Annotated in this window: 21 protein-coding genes; 7 read left to right on the plus strand and 14 right to left on the minus strand. The window is 46.1% G+C overall.

The window, feature by feature from the left end:
- Position 1 precedes the first annotated feature (1 nt).
- The 4 genes from KYK27_RS04770 to KYK27_RS04785 form a co-directional block, all read right to left on the minus strand.
- Positions 2–793, minus strand: coding sequence for a YybH family protein (locus KYK27_RS04770; protein WP_199108845.1), 792 nt, complete (start codon positions 791–793; stop codon positions 2–4).
- 180 nt (positions 794–973) lie between these two features.
- Positions 974–3,211 (minus strand): S9 family peptidase, encoded by a 2,238-nt coding sequence (locus KYK27_RS04775; RefSeq protein WP_199108846.1) that lies wholly within the window; start codon positions 3,209–3,211, stop codon positions 974–976.
- Positions 3,212–3,385: 174 nt separating this feature from the next.
- Entirely contained in the window at positions 3,386–4,906 is a 1,521-nt protein-coding gene (locus KYK27_RS04780; protein WP_219337352.1) for an OmpP1/FadL family transporter, read from the minus strand.
- Positions 4,907–4,928: 22 nt separating this feature from the next.
- On the minus strand, positions 4,929–6,185 hold the full coding sequence (locus KYK27_RS04785; RefSeq protein ID WP_199108848.1) for a hypothetical protein: 1,257 nt from the start codon (positions 6,183–6,185) through the stop codon (positions 4,929–4,931).
- Between the two features lie 184 nt (positions 6,186–6,369).
- Between KYK27_RS04785 and proS the strand changes: the two genes are divergently transcribed.
- The 3 genes from proS to floA all read left to right on the plus strand — a co-directional run bounded on the left by proS (position 6,370) and on the right by floA (position 10,322).
- On the plus strand, positions 6,370–7,848 hold the full coding sequence (gene proS, locus KYK27_RS04790) for a proline--tRNA ligase (protein WP_199108849.1): 1,479 nt from the start codon (positions 6,370–6,372) through the stop codon (positions 7,846–7,848).
- 997 nt (positions 7,849–8,845) lie between these two features.
- Positions 8,846–9,319, plus strand: coding sequence for an NfeD family protein (locus tag KYK27_RS04795; protein WP_199108850.1), 474 nt, complete (start codon positions 8,846–8,848; stop codon positions 9,317–9,319).
- A 10-nt stretch (positions 9,320–9,329) separates the two neighbouring features.
- Entirely contained in the window at positions 9,330–10,322 is a 993-nt protein-coding gene (gene floA / locus KYK27_RS04800) for a flotillin-like protein FloA (protein WP_199108851.1), read from the plus strand.
- A gap of 832 nt (positions 10,323–11,154) precedes the next feature.
- Here the strand turns inward: floA and KYK27_RS04805 are convergent.
- A complete protein-coding gene (locus tag KYK27_RS04805; protein WP_199108852.1) occupies positions 11,155–11,997 on the minus strand; it encodes a hypothetical protein in 843 nt (280 codons plus the stop codon).
- A gap of 102 nt (positions 11,998–12,099) precedes the next feature.
- Between KYK27_RS04805 and KYK27_RS04810 the strand changes: the two genes are divergently transcribed.
- Entirely contained in the window at positions 12,100–13,083 is a 984-nt protein-coding gene (locus KYK27_RS04810; protein ID WP_199108853.1) for an isopenicillin N synthase family dioxygenase, read from the plus strand.
- Between the two features lie 71 nt (positions 13,084–13,154).
- On the plus strand, positions 13,155–14,324 hold the full coding sequence (gene chrA, locus KYK27_RS04815; protein ID WP_199108854.1) for a chromate efflux transporter: 1,170 nt from the start codon (positions 13,155–13,157) through the stop codon (positions 14,322–14,324).
- Positions 14,325–14,342: 18 nt separating this feature from the next.
- On the opposite strand, the gene KYK27_RS04820 is transcribed toward chrA, so the two are convergent.
- From KYK27_RS04820 to prmC, 8 genes are all read right to left on the minus strand, one after another.
- Positions 14,343–14,738: a hypothetical protein gene (locus KYK27_RS04820; protein ID WP_199108855.1), complete on the minus strand. Its 396-nt coding sequence runs from the start codon at positions 14,736–14,738 to the stop codon at positions 14,343–14,345.
- On the minus strand, positions 14,722–15,483 hold the full coding sequence (locus tag KYK27_RS04825; RefSeq protein ID WP_199108856.1) for a class I SAM-dependent methyltransferase: 762 nt from the start codon (positions 15,481–15,483) through the stop codon (positions 14,722–14,724). Before KYK27_RS04825 ends, KYK27_RS04820 begins: the two co-directional genes overlap by 17 nt.
- A complete protein-coding gene (locus tag KYK27_RS04830) occupies positions 15,471–16,211 on the minus strand; it encodes a DUF2071 domain-containing protein (RefSeq protein ID WP_199108857.1) in 741 nt (246 codons plus the stop codon). The genes KYK27_RS04825 and KYK27_RS04830 overlap by 13 nt, the downstream gene beginning before the upstream one ends.
- A complete protein-coding gene (locus KYK27_RS04835; RefSeq protein WP_199108858.1) occupies positions 16,195–16,602 on the minus strand; it encodes a DoxX-like family protein in 408 nt (135 codons plus the stop codon). Before KYK27_RS04835 ends, KYK27_RS04830 begins: the two co-directional genes overlap by 17 nt.
- 122 nt (positions 16,603–16,724) lie before the next feature.
- Positions 16,725–17,594, minus strand: a complete 870-nt coding sequence (gene rfbA / locus KYK27_RS04840; protein WP_199108859.1) for a glucose-1-phosphate thymidylyltransferase RfbA — start codon at positions 17,592–17,594, stop codon at positions 16,725–16,727.
- Positions 17,595–17,699: 105 nt separating this feature from the next.
- Entirely contained in the window at positions 17,700–18,749 is a 1,050-nt protein-coding gene (gene rfbB / locus KYK27_RS04845) for a dTDP-glucose 4,6-dehydratase (RefSeq protein WP_199108860.1), read from the minus strand.
- A gap of 1 nt (position 18,750) precedes the next feature.
- Positions 18,751–19,785: a UDP-glucose 4-epimerase GalE gene (gene galE, locus KYK27_RS04850; protein ID WP_199108861.1), complete on the minus strand. Its 1,035-nt coding sequence runs from the start codon at positions 19,783–19,785 to the stop codon at positions 18,751–18,753.
- An 80-nt stretch (positions 19,786–19,865) separates the two neighbouring features.
- Positions 19,866–20,720 carry a peptide chain release factor N(5)-glutamine methyltransferase gene (gene prmC, locus KYK27_RS04855; RefSeq protein ID WP_199108862.1) on the minus strand — a complete coding sequence of 285 codons (855 nt, stop codon included), beginning with the start codon at positions 20,718–20,720 and terminating at the stop codon, positions 19,866–19,868.
- A 158-nt stretch (positions 20,721–20,878) separates the two neighbouring features.
- On the opposite strand from prmC, the gene ribD reads away from it, so the two are divergent.
- Together ribD and KYK27_RS04865 are read left to right on the plus strand one after the other, a co-directional pair.
- On the plus strand, positions 20,879–21,907 hold the full coding sequence (gene ribD, locus KYK27_RS04860) for a bifunctional diaminohydroxyphosphoribosylaminopyrimidine deaminase/5-amino-6-(5-phosphoribosylamino)uracil reductase RibD (RefSeq protein WP_233150250.1): 1,029 nt from the start codon (positions 20,879–20,881) through the stop codon (positions 21,905–21,907).
- 116 nt (positions 21,908–22,023) lie between these two features.
- The gene (locus KYK27_RS04865; RefSeq protein ID WP_199108863.1) at positions 22,024–22,506 is read left to right on the plus strand and encodes a GAF domain-containing protein; all 483 of its coding nucleotides are present in this window, start codon (positions 22,024–22,026) and stop codon (positions 22,504–22,506) included.
- Between the two features lie 368 nt (positions 22,507–22,874).
- Here the strand turns inward: KYK27_RS04865 and KYK27_RS04870 are convergent, their stop codons facing one another.
- Positions 22,875–23,558: a phosphatidylserine decarboxylase family protein gene (locus KYK27_RS04870; RefSeq protein ID WP_162427987.1), complete on the minus strand. Its 684-nt coding sequence runs from the start codon at positions 23,556–23,558 to the stop codon at positions 22,875–22,877.
- Positions 23,559–23,645 lie beyond the last annotated feature (87 nt).

The raw sequence follows: 23,645 nt of genomic DNA on the forward strand, positions 1-23,645 counted from the left end.
TCTACTTTTTATCAGGCACCAGGTTATGGGCTACCAGTTTCCATTTTCCGTCCAGCATTTTCCAGACTTTAAGGTAGTGCCCCGTTGTCTCACCCTGCATATAGCTCCCATAGGTATACCCCATATCTGCAGAAGGCGAAAGCTCATGCCCAAGCGTAGTGTAAACTATAGTTGCGGCTGGCTCTATGGGTGTGTTTTTGTATCTGTAAGGATATTCACCGTGCCGGTAAATCAGTGTTTCATCATAATAAGGCTGTACTTTCTGCACATCGCTGGCTAGCAAATCCTTTTCTGAGCCTTTACCTGTAGTTTCTTTTATAGCTGGAGCCGGCTGGTATGTTTCCGGTTTTATCAGATCCGCTGAAAATGAATTGCCCATATCAACAGCCACTTTCCATTGCCCGTTTGGTTGTTTGCGCCAAACCGATAAGTAGAACCCGGCACCGGCAGGCTTTTCATCTTCGGGATTGGCCTTAAATTCATAAGGGCCTGTTGTGTAACCCCAGTCTAGTGAAGCAGAAATGTCGGCGTAAGCGGGATACCAGGTGAGCAAGGCTTTACTTTCAGGTGCTTCGGAGTGCAGCTTTTTACCGTTTGTTAGTGTTGGTGCAAACACAATTCCGTCGTCGGCCATGTTCTCTGCAAAAGCCTTATGAAATCCTTTTTTAGCTGAGGTGGCGGCAAAGTTGCGTTCGGCAGTGGCGAGGCTTTCAAGCGCTTTATCGCGGGTAGTATTGGCAGTCTGCAAAGCGCACAGCAAAACTGCAAACGTAAGTAACAAGGTAATCTTCATAGTTCTATAGTTTAAGTGCGGAAAGAGTGGTTAAATATAGTTGTAATTTCGAAAACCACACACCATCAACTAACTAAATTACAACCACTTATCTACATTAATCAACTATAAAAATAAGTCACAGAAGTAAAAAAGGCCCACCGTTACCGGCAGGCCTTCTAACTATAGTTTATAGGTTACTTACTGGTTTTGCTTCTCATCAGATGAGTTGATAAGCTTGCGCTCCAGGAAGTCTGTCATCATTGTAAAGCGGTGCAGCGAAGTAATACCACCACCTACACCGTGGTTACGGTTCGGGTAGTAGAAGCTTTCGAATTGCTTGTTGGCGCTGATCAAGGCATCCTGCATCGCTACTGCATTCTGGAAATGTACGTTATCATCTCCTGTACCGTGGATCAGCAACAGCTCGCCCTGTAGTTTATCTGCAAAGAACAGTGGTGAGTTATCGTCGTAACCGGCAGCATTCTCCTGTGGTGTTTTCAGGAAGCGCTCAGTGTAAATAGTATCATAGTACCTCCAGTTAGTAACAGGCGCTACTGAAATACCGGCTGCAAACACGCCATTGCCTTTGGTTAAGCCCAGCAACGTCATATAACCACCATAACTATGGCCCCAGATACCAATGCGGTTCTTGTCTACATAGTTCTGGTTGCCCAGCCACTTGGCCGCTTCAATTTGGTCTTCTATTTCGTACTTTCCTAAGTTAGCGTAAGTGGTTTTCTTAAATTCAGCACCACGGGCACCAGTACCACGGTTATCCACACTTACCACAATCATTCCTTTGCTTGCCAACACCTGGTACCACAGGTAGTTTGTGCCACCCCAGCTATTCGTTACTGTTTGTGAGCCCGGACCACCATACACAAACATCAGCACTGGGTACTTTTTGTTCGGGTCAAAATCAGTTGGTTTTATCATCCAGCCGTTCAGTTGTGTGCCATCAGCAGTTTTCATAGTAAAGAACTCCTGCTTAGCAATGTTGAACTGGTCCAGTGTGTTTTTCAGCTTCTGGTTATCTTCCAGCGTTTTTATCAGCTTGCCATCTTTAGCTGTCTGCAGCGCAACAACAGGCACCTGGTTGGCAGCAGAACTATAATCGAGGAAGTATTTAAAGTCGTTGCTCAGGTTTACGCGGTGCGTACCGGCAGTAGTAGTCAGGCGCTTTTTGTTTTTGCCTTTGCTGCTGATGCTGTACAGGTGGCGCTCCAGCGGCGATACTTCTGTAGACATGTAATACAGGCGGTCGTTTTTCTCATCGTAACCTTCGTAGCTGCTTACTTCCCAGTTGCCGTTTGTGATCTGGCGCACCAGCTTACCGTTCATGTTGTACAGGTACAGGTGGTTAAAGCCTTTCACTTCTGAACTATGGATAAAGTGCTTGCCATCTTTCAGGTAAGTCAGGTCGTCGGTAATGTCGATGTAAGCTTTATCGGTTTCTTTCAGAACTACATCGGCCTTACCGGTTGTAGCGTTGGCGTGCAGAATCTCCAGGGTGTTCTGCAGGCGGTTCATTTTCTGGATAGACAACAGGTTAGGATTGTTTGTCCATTTAATGCGCGGGATATAGATATCGGCTTCGTTGCCTGTATCCATTTTTACAGTTTTAGCGCTGGCCACATCATACACCGACACCTTTACTTTTGAGTTAGCCTCACCTGGTTTCGGGTATTTAAATTTATTATCCTGCGGGTATAGTTCGCCCCACATCTGCATGTTAAACTCGGGTACGTTAGTTTCATCAAATGTGTAAAAAGCAATCTTTTTACCATCCGGCGACCAGTGGAAGCCCTGCGCAAACGAGAATTCCTCTTCGTAAACCCAGTCAGCAGATCCGTTAATGATAGAATTGAATTTACCATCCGTAGTGATCTGCGTTTCCTTCATGTTGCTCAGGTCAGTCACAAACATGTTGTTGTCGCGGGCAAAGGCAACACGCTTGGCATCTGGTGAGAAAGTTGCATATAGTTGCTTACCACCGTTGCTTAGCTTGGTTAGTTTTTTAGACGCAAGGTCGTAGATATAAAACTCAGCTTTGGAAGAACGACGGTAGATCTGCTCGGTACCAGTAGAGAATAATACTTTCTGCTCGTCTGAAGAGAAGGTATAGTTATCGAACTGAATTGGTGTGTTGCTTCCTTCTGGCTTCAGGTTTTCACCTTCAATAATAGTGCTTACTGGTTTGCCTGTGGTTACATCATATTTTACAATGTCGGCCACTTTGTTCTTCTCGTCAGCTACGGTAGAACTATAGTACTGGCCGTCTTTCATCCAGTTTACACCATACACCGACTGGGCTCTGAATGTACCTTTGCGGTAAATATCTTCCAGGGTGATGTCTTTTTTCTGCTGCGCCTGCGCCACAAAAGCGAAGCAAAGCAACATAGCAGCCAAAAGGTTTGATCTGAGTTTGATATGCATGCGATTAGTTAATTGTTAGTTTAGCTCCCCTAATTTAAGCGATTAATATTGTTCTGCCATACTTTACAGTTAAAACCATGCCTGTAACCCATCCAAAGTATAACTATGGCTTGTAAAAGCAAAAAGCGCCCGGCCATAAGCCCTGCGCTTTTTAAACTGGAAGTATCGTTCTAATTAGAAATTTAATCCAACTGTAAACATCACGTTGCTCTGCTTATTCTCCATATCCACAACAGGGTCCTGCGAGGCATCTTCAAACGTATATGGCGAATAGCGGCTGTTACCATTTGATCGGGCATAGGCGATATCGGCATAATAGTTTTGCAGGCGCACACCGGCACCAAGCGTAAAGGTGTTTACTTTGGCATCAAATGAGCTGTTTTTGTAAGGGCTGCCTGAAATAGCATAACCAGCACGTAACCTGAACACTTCATAGCGGCCTTCAGCCCCAACTCTATAGTTCATTGCTGATTTGTAAGTATCGTTTATGCTGCTGTTCACGCCACTGAAATAGCCACTGAAGTTACTGTTCTCATCGTCTTCTTTAAAACGCATGCTGCTGTAATCTACATACTCAGCATCGGCGGTTATAAAGCCATACTTACCCACAAAAACCGCAACACCGGTATTGGCCCTGAAAGGTGTCGTTAGCTGGTACGAAAATTCGCCCGGCATCTCAATGGCACTATAGTTCTCCCTTCCGGCAGTTCCGTTGAAAGTAGAGTACATCGAGCGGTCGTAAGTTTCTGTAAAGGTATAGGCAGTCGGGGTCTGTACACTTAAGCCAAAACGCAACGCATCTATCGGCCTAACTATAACGCCGAGCTTCAGGTTTACGCCGGCGCCTTCTGTGGTAAACTGATCGCGAAGCTCCAGGCTTTCAAAGTCAGAGTCGGTATCCGATTCAGTTTCGCGATAAATGCGCTCCTGCGTAAATTTTGAGTTTACAATTCCTAATGATGCGCCCAGATATATCTTATCGCGGAAGCTGGTACCAAAAGCAAAATCAAACTGACTTTGTGATCCCCGGCGAACCAGCTCTTCCTGTATGTTTAATGCGCCAAAGCGATCTACCGGCAAATAATAAGCGCCCTGATCATCTTCCAACTCATCAAAAAGATAGGTACCATACGCTAAGCCCGGCAACGTAAAATACCCATTATTAAACTCATCTGCGAGGTCATCTACAGTAACTCCGTCTGCCAGCGCCTGCTCGTAAATGTATTCAACTATACCCGGTGCAGTTTCGGAAGTGACGCCGTTATAAGTAGTGCGGTTATTAAAGTTGTTGATCCTGGACATACTTATACCAAAGGTAGATCCGCGCCAGTCACTGCTTTCGCTATCGTCTTTGCGGTTACTGAACACCACACCAGCCTGCGGAATGTTGATGGTAGAACGTTCATCAGGTGTGTTGCGCCCCATAAACAGGGAATTGGTGCTGTTGTTGGTAAAGCCAAGGCTTAGGTTTGCCTCTGACCTACGGAACATACCCAGTCCAGCCGGGTTTACAGAAATTGTTGAAATATCGGCGCCAAGTGCTGTTTGCGCACCGCCAATACCTTGTATACGTGCAGAACCCTGAAGACCAAGACGGGTGTAACGCAGGGCGTCTTCTCCATTCTGAGCCAAAGCAGTTCCGCTCCAGCCCAGTAGTATCGCCAGGCTGGCAGAAAATAGCTTATTCATTTTCATGTGATTCGTTTACTGAAAAGGGTTAGTTACCTCTTGGCGGCCGTCCGCCACTGTTACTGCCGGAACTACTTCCACTGCTGCTTCCGGAACTGCCGCTGCTGCGTGTAGGTGCCGGTTCTGACCTGCGTACCTCGCGCTGCTCGTACGAGCGTGTTGTTTCGCGTGGGCGGGTAGTTTCGGTGCGTTGTATTACAGCAGGACGTGCTTCGGTGCTGCGCTGCTGCTGGCGATATTCACGGCGCGGAGTTTCGCGGGTAGTGCGCTGCTCCGGCTGGCGTGTTGCTGGTTCAGTCCGGCGTGTGCGTGGTTCTACTTCACGGGTTGCAGGTTGTGCGTCATTATTAAACTGCTGTTGCCTTGTAGTGCGCTCCTCACGTGTCGGGCGGTTTACGTCGCTGTTGCGAGGTCTTGTAGTTTCCCGGCCCGGGCGTGTAGTTATTACGTCTTTGCTTGTTTCAGTAGTCTGCGGACGAGCACGGTCTGTTGTTCTGGCCGGACGGCCCTGCTCTGCGCGCTGCTCCCTGCTTTCTGTTAAGGTACCTCTTTCTATTCTGCCTTCACGTTGTGTACGATCTGTTACCACACCGCCACGTTCGCCACGCGGGCCATACTGTACTTTGCGCGGGTTGTTATAACCAGGATAATCATACACATACTGGCGGCCATAGTACCCTCCGTAATAGTTGTTATAGTATGGGTTCCAGGAGTTATAATAGCGGCCATAACCGTAATAAGGGTTGTAACGGCCATAATAGCCACCGCCCCAGCCATAGTTATAGCTTATTGATATCGACAGGCCACTTCCCCAGTAAGGTCTGTAAGCAAAAGGATCATAGAAGAACGGGTCGTAATAGAAGGGGTCATAAAAAGGATCAGCGTAACGATGACGATAGGCTCTGTTATAACTATAGCTATCGTAATAGCTCGGGTACGGATCGTAAGCCCAGGAAGGGTCTACAAATGAGTAGCTCGGACGATACCAGTTATCGCGCTGATCATATTCACGGCCATCATAATACTCGTCCCCGTAATAGTTATCGGTAGCAGCACTGCTTTTTTCCGAGTATTCCGGGTTCGTTATACCTTCTTCAGTGCCATCCTCTGTTTGCTGCTCTGCGTCTGCATAGGTTTGCTGGGCTGGCTGTACGTATTCGGTTCTGTCTGCAGTGCTATAGTACATATCATCGTACTCCGTAGACTGCATAGCGTTAGGGCTGCTGCAACCAACTGCAAACAGAGCAAGCGCCGGGGCTATCGTTAAGATTGTAAACTTTTTCATGACCTGCTGATGTAAAACTCCTTCTATATCAAAGATATAAACACAATGGCGCAAAACCTTATCAATAGTATAATATATTAACGTAATTTTGAGCTGTATTGATGTCTAAATTGTAATTGAAACTATAGCAATTATTATTCCAAAAACATCTACAATTAAGAATATACTATAAATTATTTTAAAAATGAGCAAAGGGCTACCAAAAAGAAGCGAAGATTACTCCTTATGGTATAACGAACTGGTGAAAAAAGCAGGGCTTGCCGAGAACTCCGCTGTGCGTGGTTGTATGGTTATAAAGCCTTACGGTTATGCTATCTGGGAGAAAATGCAGCGTCAGCTGGACGATATGTTTAAGGCTACCGGCCACCAGAATGCATACTTCCCGCTATTTGTGCCCAAAAGCTTGTTCGAGGCCGAAGAGCAGAATGCTGAAGGTTTTGCCAAAGAGTGTGCTGTAGTTACCCATTACCGCCTGCAAAACGACCCTGATAAACCAGGAAAACTGCGCGTAGACCCAAATGCTAAACTCGAAGAAGAGCTAATTGTTCGACCAACTTCAGAAGCTGTTATCTGGAACACCTACAAAGGCTGGATACAAAGCTACCGCGACCTGCCTCTGCTTATAAACCAGTGGGCTAACGTGGTGCGTTGGGAAATGCGTACGCGTTTGTTTTTAAGAACTGCTGAGTTCTTGTGGCAGGAAGGACACACGGCCCACGCTACTGCCGAAGAAGCCATTGCCGAAACAGAGCAGATGCTGGAAGTGTATGCTACGTTTGCCGAGCAGTATATTGCCCTGCCGGTTATCAGAGGTATAAAAACACCGAATGAGCGTTTCGCCGGTGCCCTGGAAACTTATTGTATCGAGGGTATGATGCAGGATGGCAAAGCTTTACAAGCTGGTACATCACACTTCCTGGGCCAGAACTTTGCCAAGGCCTTTGATGTGAAATTCGCTACCAAAGACGGAGGTCTGGAATATGTTTGGGGAACATCGTGGGGTGTAAGTACCCGTTTGATGGGGGCGCTGGTAATGGCCCACTCTGACGACGAGGGTTTAGTACTGCCTCCAAAGCTGGCTCCGATCCAGGTTGTAATCGTTCCGATCTATAAAGGTGAAGAGCAACTTGCCCAGATCAGTGAGAAAGTGTTGAAGCTTAAGAAAGAACTGGAAGCAAAAGGCATCAGCGTGAAGTTTGACGATCGCGACAATGAGCGCCCAGGCTTTAAGTTTGCTGAGTGGGAACTGAAAGGTGTACCTGTACGCCTTGCCATCGGAGCACGAGACCTGGAAAATGGTACCGCCGAAATCGTTCGCCGCGACACCAAAGTGAAAAGCTCGCAACAATTCGACAGCCTGGCAACTTATATTCCTGCTTTGCTTGACGAGATACAGGAAAGCATCTATAACAAAGCGCTAAACTATAGAGAAGAGCATACTACCAAAGTAGATAGCTACGAAGAGTTTAAAGAAGTGCTGGAAACCAAAGGTGGTTTTGTGTTAGCTCATTGGGATGGCACTCCGGAAACGGAAGAACGCATTAAGGAAGAAACCAAAGCAACCATACGCTGCATTGCCCTTAATACGCCTGATGAAGACGGTGTTGATATGATAACTGGTAAGCCGAGCAAGCGTCGTGTTTACTTTGCCAAGGCTTATTAATTGAAAATTGCTGATTATTGAATCAGCAGTTTTCAATTAAACATACCGCCACTTTCCTTCTCAGGAGTGGCGGTTTTGTTTTTGTCTGAACCAGGATTTTCAGGATTAATGGATGAACGGGATTTTAAGTGGGCGCCCTACGCTGGCGCGAGCGTCCTCGCTCGTGACTTAATATGGTGTTGAGTCTCCTGACTCAACTGGCCCGGAAGGGACAGGAATTAGAAGTAGCTGGATCAAGAATTTTATAGTTGGCGTAGTCCAACCGCCCCAACCCCTCAGAGCTACGCTCGCTAGTTTCGAACTCCCGTTCTCACTAGTCCAAGGCGGGGAGCTTTTAGGCAACTATAATTTAAGGTGTAGTTTTATAATTGCTGCTTTAATCCACCTCTGCCCCTCCCGAGAGGGGAATTTCTGCTTTTGCCATAGTTGGCTTTACAATTCTATAGCTACAGGTATAGCACGGACAGGTTTACCTGACCCCACGAAACTACCACCACGATCAATCTCGAAGCGAGCAGGTTCAAACTATAGCTCAACAGTAGCTATGAGAAACTTCTCAGTCTTTGGGTTGAGCGCCTTGTAGATTTGCGGTGCTGAAAGCATTGCGACGAAGGAGCAAAGCAAATGTACACCGCGCGATGCCCGAAGACGGGGCCTCCCGGCCGTGAGGGCACCAAAGCCAACTATGACAACTATAGGTGAGTAGAGCTCCCAGGATTATTTATAGAAAGCTATGGAAGAATAGCTCGGTTCGGGTTCTAGAGGATCAAACTAGAGAACTATAGCTTCTCTAACTTTAAGCTGAAATAGATTTCTCCCTACGATCGAAATGACAAAAAGAGAGTAAATTAAAAACATATAAGGACCCTCGGCTTTGCTCGGGAGGACAAAGAAAGGAAATACCACCTATAAACTCACGATAACACCACATAATCAACCTACAACAATTCGCAGTTTGATCTAAAAATCACTATATTTACCTAACAAGCCACCTCCTATGCTACTAGACTGGGTAACTGTAATCTTACTTATCACGATCGGGCTGGTCCTGATCATTGTGGAACTGGTGTTTATTCCGGGTACGACTCTTATTGGTATACTTGGTTTTGTACTGGCAGGCATCGGCATCTGGATCGGGTATGCGGCCTTAGGCACAACTATAGGGCATATAATACTTGGCTCAACAGTGCTTATAGCGGGCGTGGCATTTTTTTATAGTTTCCGGACAGACGCCTGGTCCAGGTTTGCGCTGAACGACCAGATGAAAAACAGGGTGAATGACGAACATCCGCATACACTTCAGATAGGCGAAACCGGCGTAACCGTATCGGCATTGCGCCCCCAGGGAACAGGCCTTTTTAATGATCAGCAACATGAGGTGCAAACCAAAGGAGAGTTTCTGGCGCCCAATACTCAAATCCGCATTATCAGTCTTAATCATAATAAAATAACAGTAGAAGAAGTTAGCTAACCCTTTACAAATGGAAAACCTATCCGTAATTTTTTTAATAGCAGGCGGCATTATACTGCTCCTGATCTTTTTATACTTTTTCCCGATAAGCCTCTGGATTACAGCACTATTCTCTGGTGTTAGAATCAGCTTACTGGAGCTTGTATTTATGCGCATTCGTAAAGTGCCGCCAAGCCTGATTGTAAACTCTATGATCAACTCAAGCAAAGCAGGCATTGACATTACAAGCACCGAGCTCGAAACCCATTACCTGGCAGGCGGAAATGTACCTACAGTTATCAAAGCCCTTATTTCTGCTGATAAAGCAAATATTCCGTTGTCGTTTAAGCAGGCAACTGCTATAGATCTGGCAGGCCGTAACGTGTTTGAGGCAGTAACAACATCCGTAAACCCTAAAGTGATCAATACGCCAAACGTGGCTGCTGTCGCACAGGACGGTATTCAGCTTGTTGCCAAGGCGCGTGTAACAGTTCGGGCCAACATTATGCGACTGGTAGGTGGTGCCGGCGAAGAAACTATACTTGCCCGTGTTGGCGAAGGTATCGTTACTTCTATCGGTTCGTCTATCTCTCATAAAAGCGTGCTCGAAAATCCTGACATGATCTCGAAACTTGTACTGCAGAAGGGTCTGGATGCCGGAACTGCTTATGAGATTCTCTCCATTGATATTGCTGACATTGATGTGGGCGAGAACATTGGCGCCAAGCTACAGATAGACCAGGCAAATGCCGACTTAAAAGTAGCCGAAGCAAAAGCTGAAGAACGCCGTGCGATGGCGATTGCCGTTGAGCAGGAAATGAAAGCTAAAGCACAGGAAGCCCGTGCATCGGTAATTGCAGCTGAAGTAGAGATTCCGCAGGCCATCGCAGCTGCTTTCCGTAGCGGTAACCTGGGCATTATGGATTACTATAAAATGCAGAACATCCAGTCCGACACAGACATGCGCAATTCTATCGCCAGTCCTGACCAAACCTCAGGTACACCAAATAAGCCAAAGGAGTAATTTATAATTAACTATAGATGAGTAAAAAGCCGGAGCAGTAATATGTTCCGGCTTTTTATTTCACCTCATCCCAGCCCACTCCTTTGCTAAGGCGAGGAGCTTTTATTGCCATTGCTATAGTTAAGGTTATAGTTTTATAGTTGCCACTTTAACTCACCCCTACCCCTCCCGAGAGGGGAATTCCTGCTGTAGCTATAATTTCAAGTTTAGTTCTATAGTTCGCGTTTTGTCATCCCCCTACCCCCTTCAAAGGGGGACTTTCTGCTACTACTACTCTAATTGTCATTTCAACGAAGGAGAAATCTGGGTTTGCGATAGTTACACACCACGAGCAGGACAGGTTCACCTGTCCCTTCGAAACTATAGCCACGATAAATCTCGAAGCTTATCTTTTCAATCTATAGACAAACTATAGCTATCGAACTGATCACAGTCTTTGGGTTGAGCGCCTTGTGAATATCTGGTACCGAAGGTATTGCGACGCAGGAGCAAAGCAAATGTACACCGCGCGATGCCCGAAGACGGGGCCTCCCGGCCGTGAGGGCACCAAAGCTAACTATAGAACTAAAAGTGAGTAAAGCTCCCAGGATTTGAAGTAGCTATGAAAGAAAGGCTTGGTTCAAGTAGTAGAGTAGCCAACTATAAGCTGAGATAGATTTCTCTCTTTGTTCGAAATGACAGAAGAGGAAATATAGCTAAAATAGATTTCTCTGAGTCTCATTATGGTCAGGAAGAAACTGTAAGAACTACAATAACATCAAATCCCTATAAAACAGAGAAGGCCGGTGCTACTTACAGCACCGGCCTTTCTCGTTATCCGAAGTGATACTTCTTAACTTTCTTTCAGCGTGATTTTACGCTCTACTGTATTGTACGGACCAGGCAGTACATTGCCATTGTTGTCCAGTAGCTCCAGTTTTATAGTTGTTTCGCCCATTGGCAGGCCTTCTATAATGTATGGTAACCAGCGGTCCAGCATAAACTCAGTACCGTTTATAGTTGCACGTACCTTGTTACCAGTTGGTGATAAGTCAGTGTTTACCAGATAAAAATCCAGCATGATCTTTTCTGTATCAGTACCAACATACTCTCCTTTAGGACGGCTATAGAACATGTGCGGCGCTTTCAGGTCGAAGTTCATGCGCTCGGCTGGCTTACCGGCTGTAACCATACGCAGGTCGTAAGCACCTTTGTGCTTTAAGCTTTCGTGGTAAGAACGAGAAAGGAACGACAGAATTACGTGGTCGCCTTCTTTCAGGTCTTTTGTGAACGTAGTTTCGTAATGCGCCGTATATGGTTCATTATCAACTATGTTATGAATGTGCTGCCCCTGCTGTGAGTTCGCCATATGCTCTGCATTAGAGTGCGGCGTCATGCGGGTAAGCTGGTAATTCGACAGGCTGTAGTTAAATTCTACAGGCCCCGGCTCTACAAGGCCACCTGCTGGTGGTGTGTTCAGGCGCAGCGCCGATTCAGGGTATTGCTGCGAGTCATCGAACGCGTAAACGCGCAGGCCGTTTTTGCTCATAATTGCCCCGGCAGGAGTTGGTCCGCTGGTGGTGGTTGTGGTAACTACAGGCGTCTGGTTCTCAGCATCCTGTGTCTGTCGTGCTGTATCGCACGCTGTAACACCCAGCAAAAGGGCGGCTGCCAGGCCAAGGTAGGTTTTTTTCATCTGTAAGAGATTAGGTTAGCAATTGAGCTAAGTTAGTGAATTTATTTTTTTCGTATATTGCGAACTACGTGAACAACACAAAAAAGTATACAGCAAAATAATATGAGTGAAATTTTGTTCGACGAAATTCCGTCTCTGGACTTAGCGGATTTTACGTCAGGTGACGCTGAAAGAAGGGCTCGATTTGTGAAGAAATTGGGTGATGCGTATCAGAATATAGGATTTATTGCCCTCCGTAACCATGGCCTGAGCGATGAGCTGACTGAAAGGCTGTATGCTGCTACTAAAAAGTTTTTTGCTTTACCTGATGAAGAAAAGCAGAAATATGAAATACCAGGATTAGCCGGGCAGCGTGGCTACGTAGGTAAGTTTAAAGAAAAAGCAAAAGGCTTTAACACCGGCGACTTAAAAGAGTTTTATCACGTTGGCCAGGAGCTAAGCGATATCCCGGACAACGACCCGATCAAAGAAGAATATCCTGAAAACGTTTTCCCAACGGAAGTACCGGAATTTAAAGACGCAACCTTAGAAGCTTACCGTAAACTGGAAACTGCCGGTAAAGAGGTGCTGCGTGCTATTGCTATCCACCTGGGCCTGGAAGAGAATTACTTTGATGAGAAAGTGAAGTTCGGCAACAGCATTTTGCGTCCGATCCATTACTTCCCGATCGAGGACCCGGACAGCGTACCAGCCGATGCTGTACGTGCTGCTGAGCATGGCGACATTAACCTGATCACATTGCTGATGGGTGCCAGCGCCGATGGTCTGCAGGTACTACGCCGCGATGGCCAGTGGATTCCGATTACGGCCCTGCCTGAGCAGGTAATTGTGAACGTTGGTGATATGTTAGCACGCCTAACCAATAATAAGCTGAAGTCTACCATTCACCGTGTGGTTAACCCGCCGCGCGAGCTGATGCATACTTCACGTTTCTCTATTCCGTTCTTTATGCACCCACGTTCCGAAATGGACCTTACCTGCCTGGAGAGCTGTATAGACGAGCAGAACCCGAAAGCGTACCCGGATGCCACAGCAGGTGAGTACCTGACCGAGCGTTTGATAGAACTTGGCCTTAAGAAAGCTTAAGTATCAATATTTTGAAATATTTAAAAGAGAGATAGTTACAAGCTGTCTCTCTTTTTTTATTTTTACCCCATATGAGCCTGCGCTACTACATCTTCCTGAAAGACGTGTTACTTCTTGCCCTTACTTCGTTTGGTGGGCCGCAGGCGCATATCGCGTTAATGTTTAAACTGCTTGTTGAAAAGCGCCGCTACCTCACCGATCAGGAACTGATAGAACTGAACGCCCTTTGCCAGATCCTGCCCGGTCCAACCTCCACACAAACTATAACAGCCATCGGCTTCCGGATCGGTGGCCCCAACCTGGCATACCTGACACTGCTCGTCTGGATAATGCCTGCCGCCACCATAATGGCACTTGCAGCCTTTGTTATTTCATACCTGCAGGAGAACAACATTTCGCTTCATTTCCTTCGAATCATCCTGCCTATGGCGGTTGGTTTTGTGGCCTATGCCGCCTGGAAGATAAGTGCAAAAGTGGTAAACACGAAAGTTGCGATTATGCTGATGGTAGTTTCGGCAGTCTTGTCGTATTTTTTCCGGTCGCCGTGGGTATACCCGTTGCTTTTAATTGCCGGTGGCGCCGTAACAGCCCTTCGCTTTAAACAGCATCCACAGGAGAAAGACAAACGCCTGCACATACAATGGGCTAACTTCATTCTGTATGTAGGTGTGTTTATTCTGGCTGCGGCGCTGGGTGGGGCCACCTCCTCGTTACCAGTCAGGTTGTTTGAGAACTTCTACCGTAACGGCAGCATGGTTTTTGGCGGCGGGCAGGTGCTGGTACCACTTATGTACACGGAGTTTGTACAGTTTAAAGGCTACCTTACCGGTGAAGAGTTTCTGTCGGGTTACGCTATTGCACAGGCGCTGCCAGGGCCAACTTTCTCCTTCACTGCTTTTGTAGGCAATCTGGCTATGCGCGAGTATGGCATAGCCGGCCAATTCTTAGGCTCGTTTGTAGCTACAGTAGGCATCTTTTTACCAGGCACTTTCCTTATCTTCTTTGTTATCCGTTTCTGGGAAGAGCTTAAAAAGTATAGAGTAGTGCGGGCATCTCTGGAAGGTATAAGTGCTGTTAGTTCCGGCATGGTAGTAGCCGCAGCTATTATGCTTTACCACCCTATCGATAATACCCTCCTTAACTTTGGTATAGTAGTAGCTACGTTTGCACTGCTGATGTTTACCAAGATTCCGGCTCCTGTTCTTATTCTTACGGGGTTATTACTGGGGTTTGTGTTGTAGGGGCTTTCAGCGGTTTGGTTAGTTAAAATAAGCTGTCAGGAATGCAACACTCAAGTATGACCATAAGCAAGAGAACAGGACATGTACTATAGTTTCAAATCTTTTCCCCTCCCATAGTTCCGCCGAGTATCCAAAAAACTGAAAGTATAGCCTGATCATCCAAAACACAGCGAACCCCAACGATATTTTCTTTCCTAAGTCTGTTACGATAAGCTCATTGGCAGATGTAAGGCAAAGCAATCCCATTAAGAATACAGTCAAAGCAATAAAGAATGTATGGGTAGTCATCATCTGCCTGTTTATCAGGCTTAATGGTTTAAGCTCTTCTACCCAATTAAAATACCGTGGAAAGATAATGTGCACCAACGCTAAGACAATCAGGATAGCACCAATAACTTTAAAGTGTAGCTCCATTTTTTCGTAGTTTGAATGTGGATATAAAGGGGGTGATTTTTATTTCTCTATCAAGCAGCAAGCTTGCATTGCTAAATATGCGTGACCAGGATGCTTTTGAGTAAAAGTGGAGAAAGCCTATGTTGTAAGCAAAAAGGTTCGGAATATCCCGTAAATGTTCTGTTATATATATTTTACCAGTAGGCTTAAGAACCCTATGCAGCTCTTGAAAGAAATTAAGCCTCTCGGTTGTATCCCGAATCTCATGGGCAGCCATAAAAACAAAAATCATATCAGCAGAGTTATTCGACAAAGGCAGCTGACTTGTAACTATTTGCATGGCGCCATCAACTGGCAAATAAGCTTTCCTGGCACGTTTGATAGATACTTCCGTGTGCCTGGCAGGATCATAGAAATCCATAACTATAAAGTCTGAATTAGGATACCTATTTTTTAGATTGGCACTTGTTTCATCAAATCCTGCATGTATGTTTACAACAAGGCCCTCATCTTCTAGCCCGGCTTCCGCCCAAGTCAGATCATAAAGGCCGGATAAATCATAGACATATAGGGAGACTAACAGCGATACTGAAGTTGAAACAGTGGTGGCACCCGCAGTAATGTAGCTAAGCATTGAAAGCGGCTGTTCTGCAAAACCAGCAATTAGAAGCAATAACAATACAACCCCAGTAGCTACCACATAAAAGTGCCAGTTGAAGCGAATGATGTTAGTAACGCCCTGTAAGGGTTTCCTTACTCTTCCCATTTTTCTATTCTGCCCTTCTTCCAGTAGTATGGAATGTTATGAATGATAAATGCATTTGCCAGCACCTTATTTTTAAACTCCGGTGTGTTCAGAAAAGAGAAACTATAGTCTATAATATTTAATGGTTGGGGCACCCAGTTCTGTCTGACTCCCTCAATTATAAGGACATCTTTTGTTGCAGAGTTATAGGTAAATGTAAAAGGTAAGGGCCCTGCAAAACGTCTTGCTTCTTTCCAGTCGGCAAACGGTGAAGTTGCAGGCAGAGAAGCGGCCTCATCTTCACCAGTAAACAGTATTCTGAAACCCGAGCCGCGTGAACTAATCTCCTTTGTGTTTTCATGCTTGGTACTGTTGACATCAGTAGTTGTATAGTTGTAATGTGTAAAGAGATCACCCATTATTTCCATTTTCTTTTTATCGGTTTCAGACTTAAGAATATAGAGTCCGCGAAGCCGACGGCCACTTTTATTGGTGTATCTCACAAAGACTCTGTAGCCGATCAGGAAAAAATCATTCCCTAAGAACGCTGGAAATCCTTTTGGGCGCAGGTTCTTTGTCTGCACCATAGCCACTGCAACAAATGCCCACTTATCATTAAAAGTATCTAATTGAAGGCATTCAGGAATAAGGCCTTGTAATTGCTCTTTAGGAATAGCAAAAGTCAGCACCATAGAACTTTTAAAAAATGCTTCTACAGCAAAAGGGTGATTTTTAAGTGATGAGAGCATTTTTTGTTTGTAAAATCTGCCTTCTGTTCAGAATAAATTCATTGTAGTAGATAACAACTATAAATAATAAGGCAAAGAGGATGTTAAGTCTGCCCCATAGCAACAGCTCAGGAACCAGGGAAAACTCAAGAATATTCATTGTTGCCACTACTGCAATTTGTAAAACAGCATTCAACCTCGCTCTTATACCGCTTAGCACCCAAACAGCCATTCCAACTTCAGCAAATCCGATCAGTAAAATCAGCTGTCGGGAAAAGTCACTCCCTAAAATCTCTGCTACAATTTGCTCATGCCTGTTTACCATATCCAGCACTTTACAAAACAGGCCATTAATCAGCCAGACTGTTGCAATAGCAAAGTTTAATGTCGTATGGATGTATCGGTAATTCATCAGAGGCTTTTGCGGAAAACAATATATAATCATTCAGCTATTACAATATAGTAAGTTGAGATCGTTTTGCCTAAACTCTAACTTACAAAAAAAGGCCACTTTTAAAGTGGCCTTTCTATCGTTTAACGCTTCTCTTTCAACATCCGGAGCAGGTAGTCCCCATAGCCGCTTTTGCGCAGTGGTTCGGCAACCTGCTGCAGCTGCTCGTCTGAGATAAAGCCCATGCGCCAGGCTACTTCTTCGATGCAGCCGATCTTCAGGCCTTGCCGCTCTTCTATGACCTGTACAAAGGTAGCAGCCTGCATCAGCGACTGAATGGTGCCCGTATCCAGCCAGGCGGTCCCGCGATCCAGGATGCCTACTTTTAACTTCCCACGACGCAGGTATTCTTTGTTCACATCGGTTATCTCGTACTCCCCACGCGGGCTTGGCTTCAGGCTTTTGGCGATTTCCACTACCTCGTTGTCGTAAAAGTACAGGCCAGGCACGGCGTAGTTGCTTTTTGGCTGCTGCGGCTTTTCTTCTATCGAGATAACGTTATTATCACCGTCAAACGCTACCACCCCATAGCGCTCCGGGTCGTGCACGTGGTAGGCGTATACCACACCGCCATCGGGGTTGTTGTTGGCCTGCAGTTGCTTGCTCATACCCGAGCCGTAAAATATGTTATCGCCCAGCACCAGCGCCACTTTGTCGCTGCCGATAAACTCCTCTCCTATCACAAAGGCCTGCGCCAGTCCGTTTGGTACTTGTTGTACCTTATAGCTAAACTTACAGCCAATCTGTGAGCCATCTCCTAAAAGACGCTCAAACATTGGCAGGTCGTGTGGGGTGGAGATGATCAGGATTTCACGGATACCGGCCAGCATCAGCGTCGAGAGCGGATAATAGATCATCGGCTTGTCATACACCGGCATCAGCTGCTTGCTCACAGCCAGGGTAAGCGGGTGAAGTCTGGTTCCGGAGCCCCCGGCAAGTATAATTCCTTTCATGTGTTTAATGGCTTAATTTCTACATGGTTAAATTGTTAAATAGCTATTCGTTTCTACTTCCGCAGATCAACAATTAAGCAATCAAACAATTTAACAATTGCCGCTTTAGCGGCGCTCGTACTGTTCCTGATAGTAGTGTGTATAGTTGCCGCTGGTTACATGTTCGAGCCACTCGGTGTTTTCAAGGTACCAGTCCACGGTTTTGCTCAGGCCTTCTTCAAAAGTAACGGATGGTTTCCAGCCCAGTTCATTTACCAGTTTGCTGGAATCAATCGCGTAGCGCAGATCATGGCCGGCACGGTCTTTTACAAACGTTATCAGCTTGCGAGAGTGGCCATTTTCCCGGCCTAGCTTCTCGTCCATCACATCGCACAGCAGCTCTATCAGGTCCAGGTTCTTCCATTCGTTTATGCCGCCGATATTATAAGTATCACCTACCTTGCCTTCGTGGAAGATCACGTCAATGGCACGGGCATGGTCCAGCACATAAAGCCAGTCGCGCACGTTTTCGCCTTTGCCGTATACGGGCACCGGGCGCTCATTTTTGATGTTGTTGATGGCCAGCGGGATCAGCTTCTCAGGAAAGTGATTGGGGCCATAGTTGTTGGAGCAGTTCGAGATTTTAATAGGCAAGCCATAGGTGTGGTACCAGGCTCTGACAAAATGATCGGAACTGGCTTTGGAGGCTGAATAAGGTGAGCGCGGATCATACGGTGTTTCTTCCGTGAACAACCCATCTTCGCCAAGCGAGCCATAAACTTCGTCGGTGGAGATGTGGTAGAACAGGTGCTTGTCCAGATCATCTGCCCAATGCTTTTTAGCTGCATGCAGCAGGTTTACGGTGCCGATTACATTGGTCTGCACAAAAGCAAGCGGGTCGGCAATCGAGCGGTCTACGTGCGATTCGGCTGCCAGGTGAATGACGGCATCAAACTTATAGTCAGAAAAAATCTCTTCCAGGTACGCCGCATCGGTAATGTCGCCTTTCAGGAAGGTATAGTTCTCAAACTCTTCAACATCCGACAGATTTTCCAGGTTGCCCGCGTACGTGAGCTTATCCAGGTTGTAGATCTGGTAATTGGGGTACTTGGTGACAAACAACCGCACCACATGCGAGCCAATAAAACCTGCTCCCCCTGTTATTAATAGCCTCATATTATAAGTTTGCTTTAGTGTTCTGTAAATGTAGTTGCCAGTCCCAGGCACTTTTCATAGCTTGTTCCAGGGTACTGTTGGTTTTAAATCCTAATTCTTCCGTGGCCTTGGTTACATCAGCATATATTTTAGGTATATCGCCTGGGCGTCGCGGGCCAATTTTATAGTTTAGTTTTACACCGGTAGCACGCTCAAAAGCATGTATAGCTTCCAGAACTGTATTGCCTTGGCCGGTGCCCACATTGAACAACTCAATAGCATCGGCTTTATTTTGCAGAAGTCGCTCAATGGCTACCACATGGGCTTTTGCTAGGTCTACTACATACACGTAGTCCCTAATGCAGGTTCCGTCCGGAGTATCATAATCATCCCCGAAAACAGTGATCTGCTCACGTATGCCGGCAGCGGTTTGCGTAATAAAGGGCACCAGGTTGTTTGGGACGCCTAAAGGCAGTTCGCCGATTTGGGCAGATGGGTGCGCGCCGATCGGGTTGAAGTAGCGCAGCGCTATGCTTTTAATGTTGCTGTTTCCGCTGTTTGCCAGATCCGTTAGAATCTCTTCGCAAACTTTTTTGCTGTTGCCGTAAGGCGAGTTAGCTTTCTGCACAGGCGTTTGCTCGGTTACCGGCAATTGCTCCGGTATGCCATACACCGTGCACGACGAAGAAAATACCAGCTTTTGTACATCAAACTCCTTCATTACCTGCAACAGCGTTACCAGGGAGCCCACGTTGTTGTGGTAGTACATCAACGGCTTCTCTACCGATTCTCCTACGGCCTTGTAAGCTGCAAAATGAATAACGCCTACTATGTTCTGCTCCTGCTCAAACACGTTGCCTAGCGCTGCGGCATCAGTACAGTCAATACGGTGGCATTTAACCTCTTGTCCGAGTATGGCTTTTATGCCCTCCAGCGAGCGCTCTTCCGAGTTCGAAAAATTATCAACTATAACCGGATCGTACCCTGCCTGCTGCAACTCCACTACTGTATGTGAGCCTATGTAGCCGGCCCCACCTGTCACTAAGATCTTCTGCATATTTATATCTGATCAACTCCAAGGCTGACGTTTATACTTATGTTGGGTTATACTTTGTAAAGTTACAATATTCTTCCTAATCATCTAACAGCGCGTACCATACGGTCTTTCCCAAACAGGTCCTGTACTACCTTCGCTTCCGCAAAACTGGCTTTCAACAACACGGCACAGGTTTCAGGCCCATAACGTTCGTTTATCTCGAAGTATAGTTTGCCGCCTGGCTTCAGTAAACTATAGCCAACTATAGCAATGCGCTTGTAGAACTTTAAAGGGTCAGTGTCAGGCACAAAAAGGGCGAGGTGTGGTTCGTAATCCAGCACGTTGGCGCGCATTAGTTCCTGTTCTTCTTCCAGCACATATGGCGGATTGCTGGTGATAATGTCCAGCGAGGCGGGAGCTATAGTTTGTACATCGTCAAAAATATCCTGGTGCAGCCAATGTATAGTTTGGTTATAGTTTGCGGCATTAACCTTAGCCACTTCCAGCGCACCTTCCGATACTTCTAGTCCATAAACTGCCTCGGTTTTCAGGTTTTCAGCTAACGCAATAGGTATACAGCCGCTGCCGGTGCAGATATCCAGTATCTTTAAATCCTGCTGATTCCGATGTTCTTTTATCACCAGATCAACCAACTCTTCGGTTTCAGGACGCGGAATAAGTACGTTTTGGTTTACCTGCAGCTCCAATCCGAAGAAGTGCGCTACGCCCAGCACATACTGCAGCGGCTCATGCAGTAGGAGGCGGTCAACTATAGTTTGCAGTTGTTGCTGCTGCTCTATAGTTATTTCCTGCTGCTGGTTTAAGCTCAGCTGCACGCGGTTTTGTTGAAGCACATGCTCCAATACCTGTTGTGCCATGGCTCCTGCTTCCTGCTCAGGGTAAACCCCGGAAAGCTGCTGTTTTATAGTTTGCGATATCTGCTGAATAATGGCCACGGCTTTTTCTGTTGATTTAGGTATCTTTGCAAAAATAAGGTTTAAGATTTGAAGAAGTAGAAATCTGGAGATGTGCAGATGAATTTATCTCCTAACTCAAGACGCAAAAGATGGCGTCTCTACAACTTTCTAACCTTCTAATTTTTTAACTTTCTAACTTGAACGACAAGCACTACATGCGGCGTGCGCTGGAGCTGGCAAAGCTGGGCAGCGGTTATACGGCTCCTAACCCGATGGTTGGCTGCGTGATAGAGCATAACGGGCAGATAATTGGTGAAGGCTGGCACCGCAACTATGGCGGCCCGCACGCCGAAGTAAATGCCATTGCCAGCGTGCCCGATAAAAGCCTGCTCCCAGAGAGCCGCGTGTATGTAACCCTGGAGCCCTGCTCGCATTTCGGTAAAACGCCGCCCTGCGCCGATCTGTTAATAAACAGCAGCGTGCGCGATGTAGTGATCTGTAACCTGGATCCGAACCCTTTAGTAGCCGGGCGTGGTGTGCAAAAGCTGCTGGATGCCGGTATAAAGGTAGAAGCCGGCTTGCTGGAGCAGGAAGGATGGGAGCTGAACAAGCGTTTCTTTACAAGCCATAGTTTAAAACGCCCTTATATTACTCTGAAATGGGCTGAAACGGCCGATGGTTTTGTAGCCGGACCGGATTGCCAGCCGCTACACATCAGCGGGGCATTGGCAAAGCGTTTTGTGCACAAGCTACGCGCCGAAGAACAGGCTATTATGGTAGGCACCCGAACTGCCCTGCACGATAATCCCCGCCTGAACACCCGCCACTGGAGTGGCAGAGATCCCATCCGTATAGTGATAGATCGCCAACTGACTTTACCTCGAACTCTAAACTTGTTTGACGGCAGCCAACCAACTATAGTTTACAACTATAAAAAACAGGAAGAGCGGGAGAATTTACACTTCGTGCAGTTGCAGGAGCAAGAGCCATTATTACCACAGGTTATGGCAGATCTTTATAAACGCAATGTGATTTCTGTTTTAGTTGAAGGCGGCACTTACTTACTCCAAAGCTTGCTACAAGAGAACCTGTGGGATGAAGCTTTTGTCCTTAAAAACACAACTCTAACTATAGCAAATGGTATCAAAGCGCCAACTATGGTATATGGCAATTTAGTGGAACAACAAACATTAGGAACCGACGAACTGTTGCACTACCGACTATAGTTAGTTATTCGTCGCTGGTTATTCGTTGTTAGAAAACACCAGCACATTATCACATTAAATAAATTAACACATTACATATTCAGTCATTCACTCAATCACTTATTCAAAATTAACTTATGGCCGAATCGCTTATAATTGATCAGACCCTTAGCAAAGAAGAAAAATATAAAGCTCTGTTGCCGCAGATCGAAGCCTTAACAACCGGCGAAACAGATCTGATAGCCAACATCTCGAACTTAGTAGCTGCCTTAAAACAAGGATTCGGCTTTTTCTGGGTGGGCGTTTATTTTAATAAAGAAGGTCAATTGGTACTTGGTCCTTTTCAGGGGCCGATTGCCTGCACCCGCATCCCATATCACAAAGGCGTTTGTGGTGCCTGCTACACCCGCCAGGAAACGATACTGGTACCAGACGTGGAAGCTTTTCCGGGCCATATAGCCTGTGCCAGCGAATCAAAATCAGAAATTGTAGTGCCGGTAATAAAAGACGGAGAAGTAAAACTGGTGCTGGACGTAGATAGCGACAAGCTAAATGACTTCGACGAAGTAGACCAAAAGTACCTGGAGCAATTAATGAAGCTGGTAGAAAGCTGGTATTAATTTTTGGACAAAGGATTTTTTTGACAATAGACAAAGGACCTCATGCTGCAAGTTTAGCGTTAGCGTAACTTGTGGCTGAGTTTGGTGCCAGTTTGTAACTGGCCTTCTGCGGAGCAGGAAAGTAATTATAGCAAGTGGAGCTATAGTTTATAGTTAAGGCTATAGTTGTTGCTGCAGAAAAGTAAACCAACCCCACCCCTCCGAGGAGGGGAATTCGGAGAATGCGATTTACAGCGTTTCGACAAATCCGGCCAACCTTTTAATCCTGTAAATCCTGATTCAGACAAAAAAGGGCCGCTGCAACTATAATTGCGGCGGCCCTTTTTATGATCTTTTGTCTTTTGTCAAAGATTCTTTTGTCAGAATAACTATCCGAACAGCGTTGGCGGTGGCGTTTTAAGCTGGGCTATTACCGTCTGGCCGCCTTTGGTTTTCTGGCCAAGCTCTACTTTAATCTCTGTATCAAGCGGCACAAAAACGTCTACGCGCGAGCCAAATTTAATAAAACCGAACTCTTCACCCTGGCTAACTTCATCCCCCTCTTTTACATACCAAACTATACGGCGCGCCATGGCTCCGGCAATCTGACGGAAAAGCACTTCAGGGCCGGCAGTAGACTCTACTACCACGGTAGTACGCTCGTTCTGTGTGCTCGATTTTGGATGCCAGGCTACAAAGTAGTTACCCGGGTGATATTTAAAATACTTTACGATGCCTGAAACCGGGTTACGTGTTATGTGCACGTTTATCGGCGACATGAAAATAGAGATTTGCTTGCGCTTATCCTTAAAATATTCCGGCTCTTCTACTTCCTCAATTACCACTACTTTACCATCAGCCGGCGCTATCAGCAGGTCTTCATGCAATAGCAGGTTGCGATACGGGCTACGGAAAAACTGAAGTATAAGCAGAAACAACACTGCAGATACACCAGAGAAAATCTTGTTGAAGGTATTGTTTTCGGCGTTGAAGTTGTAGAGCAACAGGTTGATTGCTACTAAACCTAGCAATGTAAAAAACAGAATCTTTCGTCCTTCTTTATGAATCTTCATTAGTGTGTTGTGAAATTACTGCAGCTACTTTATAAGTTATAATAGCCCATCCAGTTTAGTAGATGGGCTATTACCTGCATCAAAATT

Source organism: Pontibacter populi (assembly GCF_019336435.1).
Taxonomy (GTDB): Bacteria; Bacteroidota; Bacteroidia; order Cytophagales; family Hymenobacteraceae; genus Pontibacter; species Pontibacter humidus.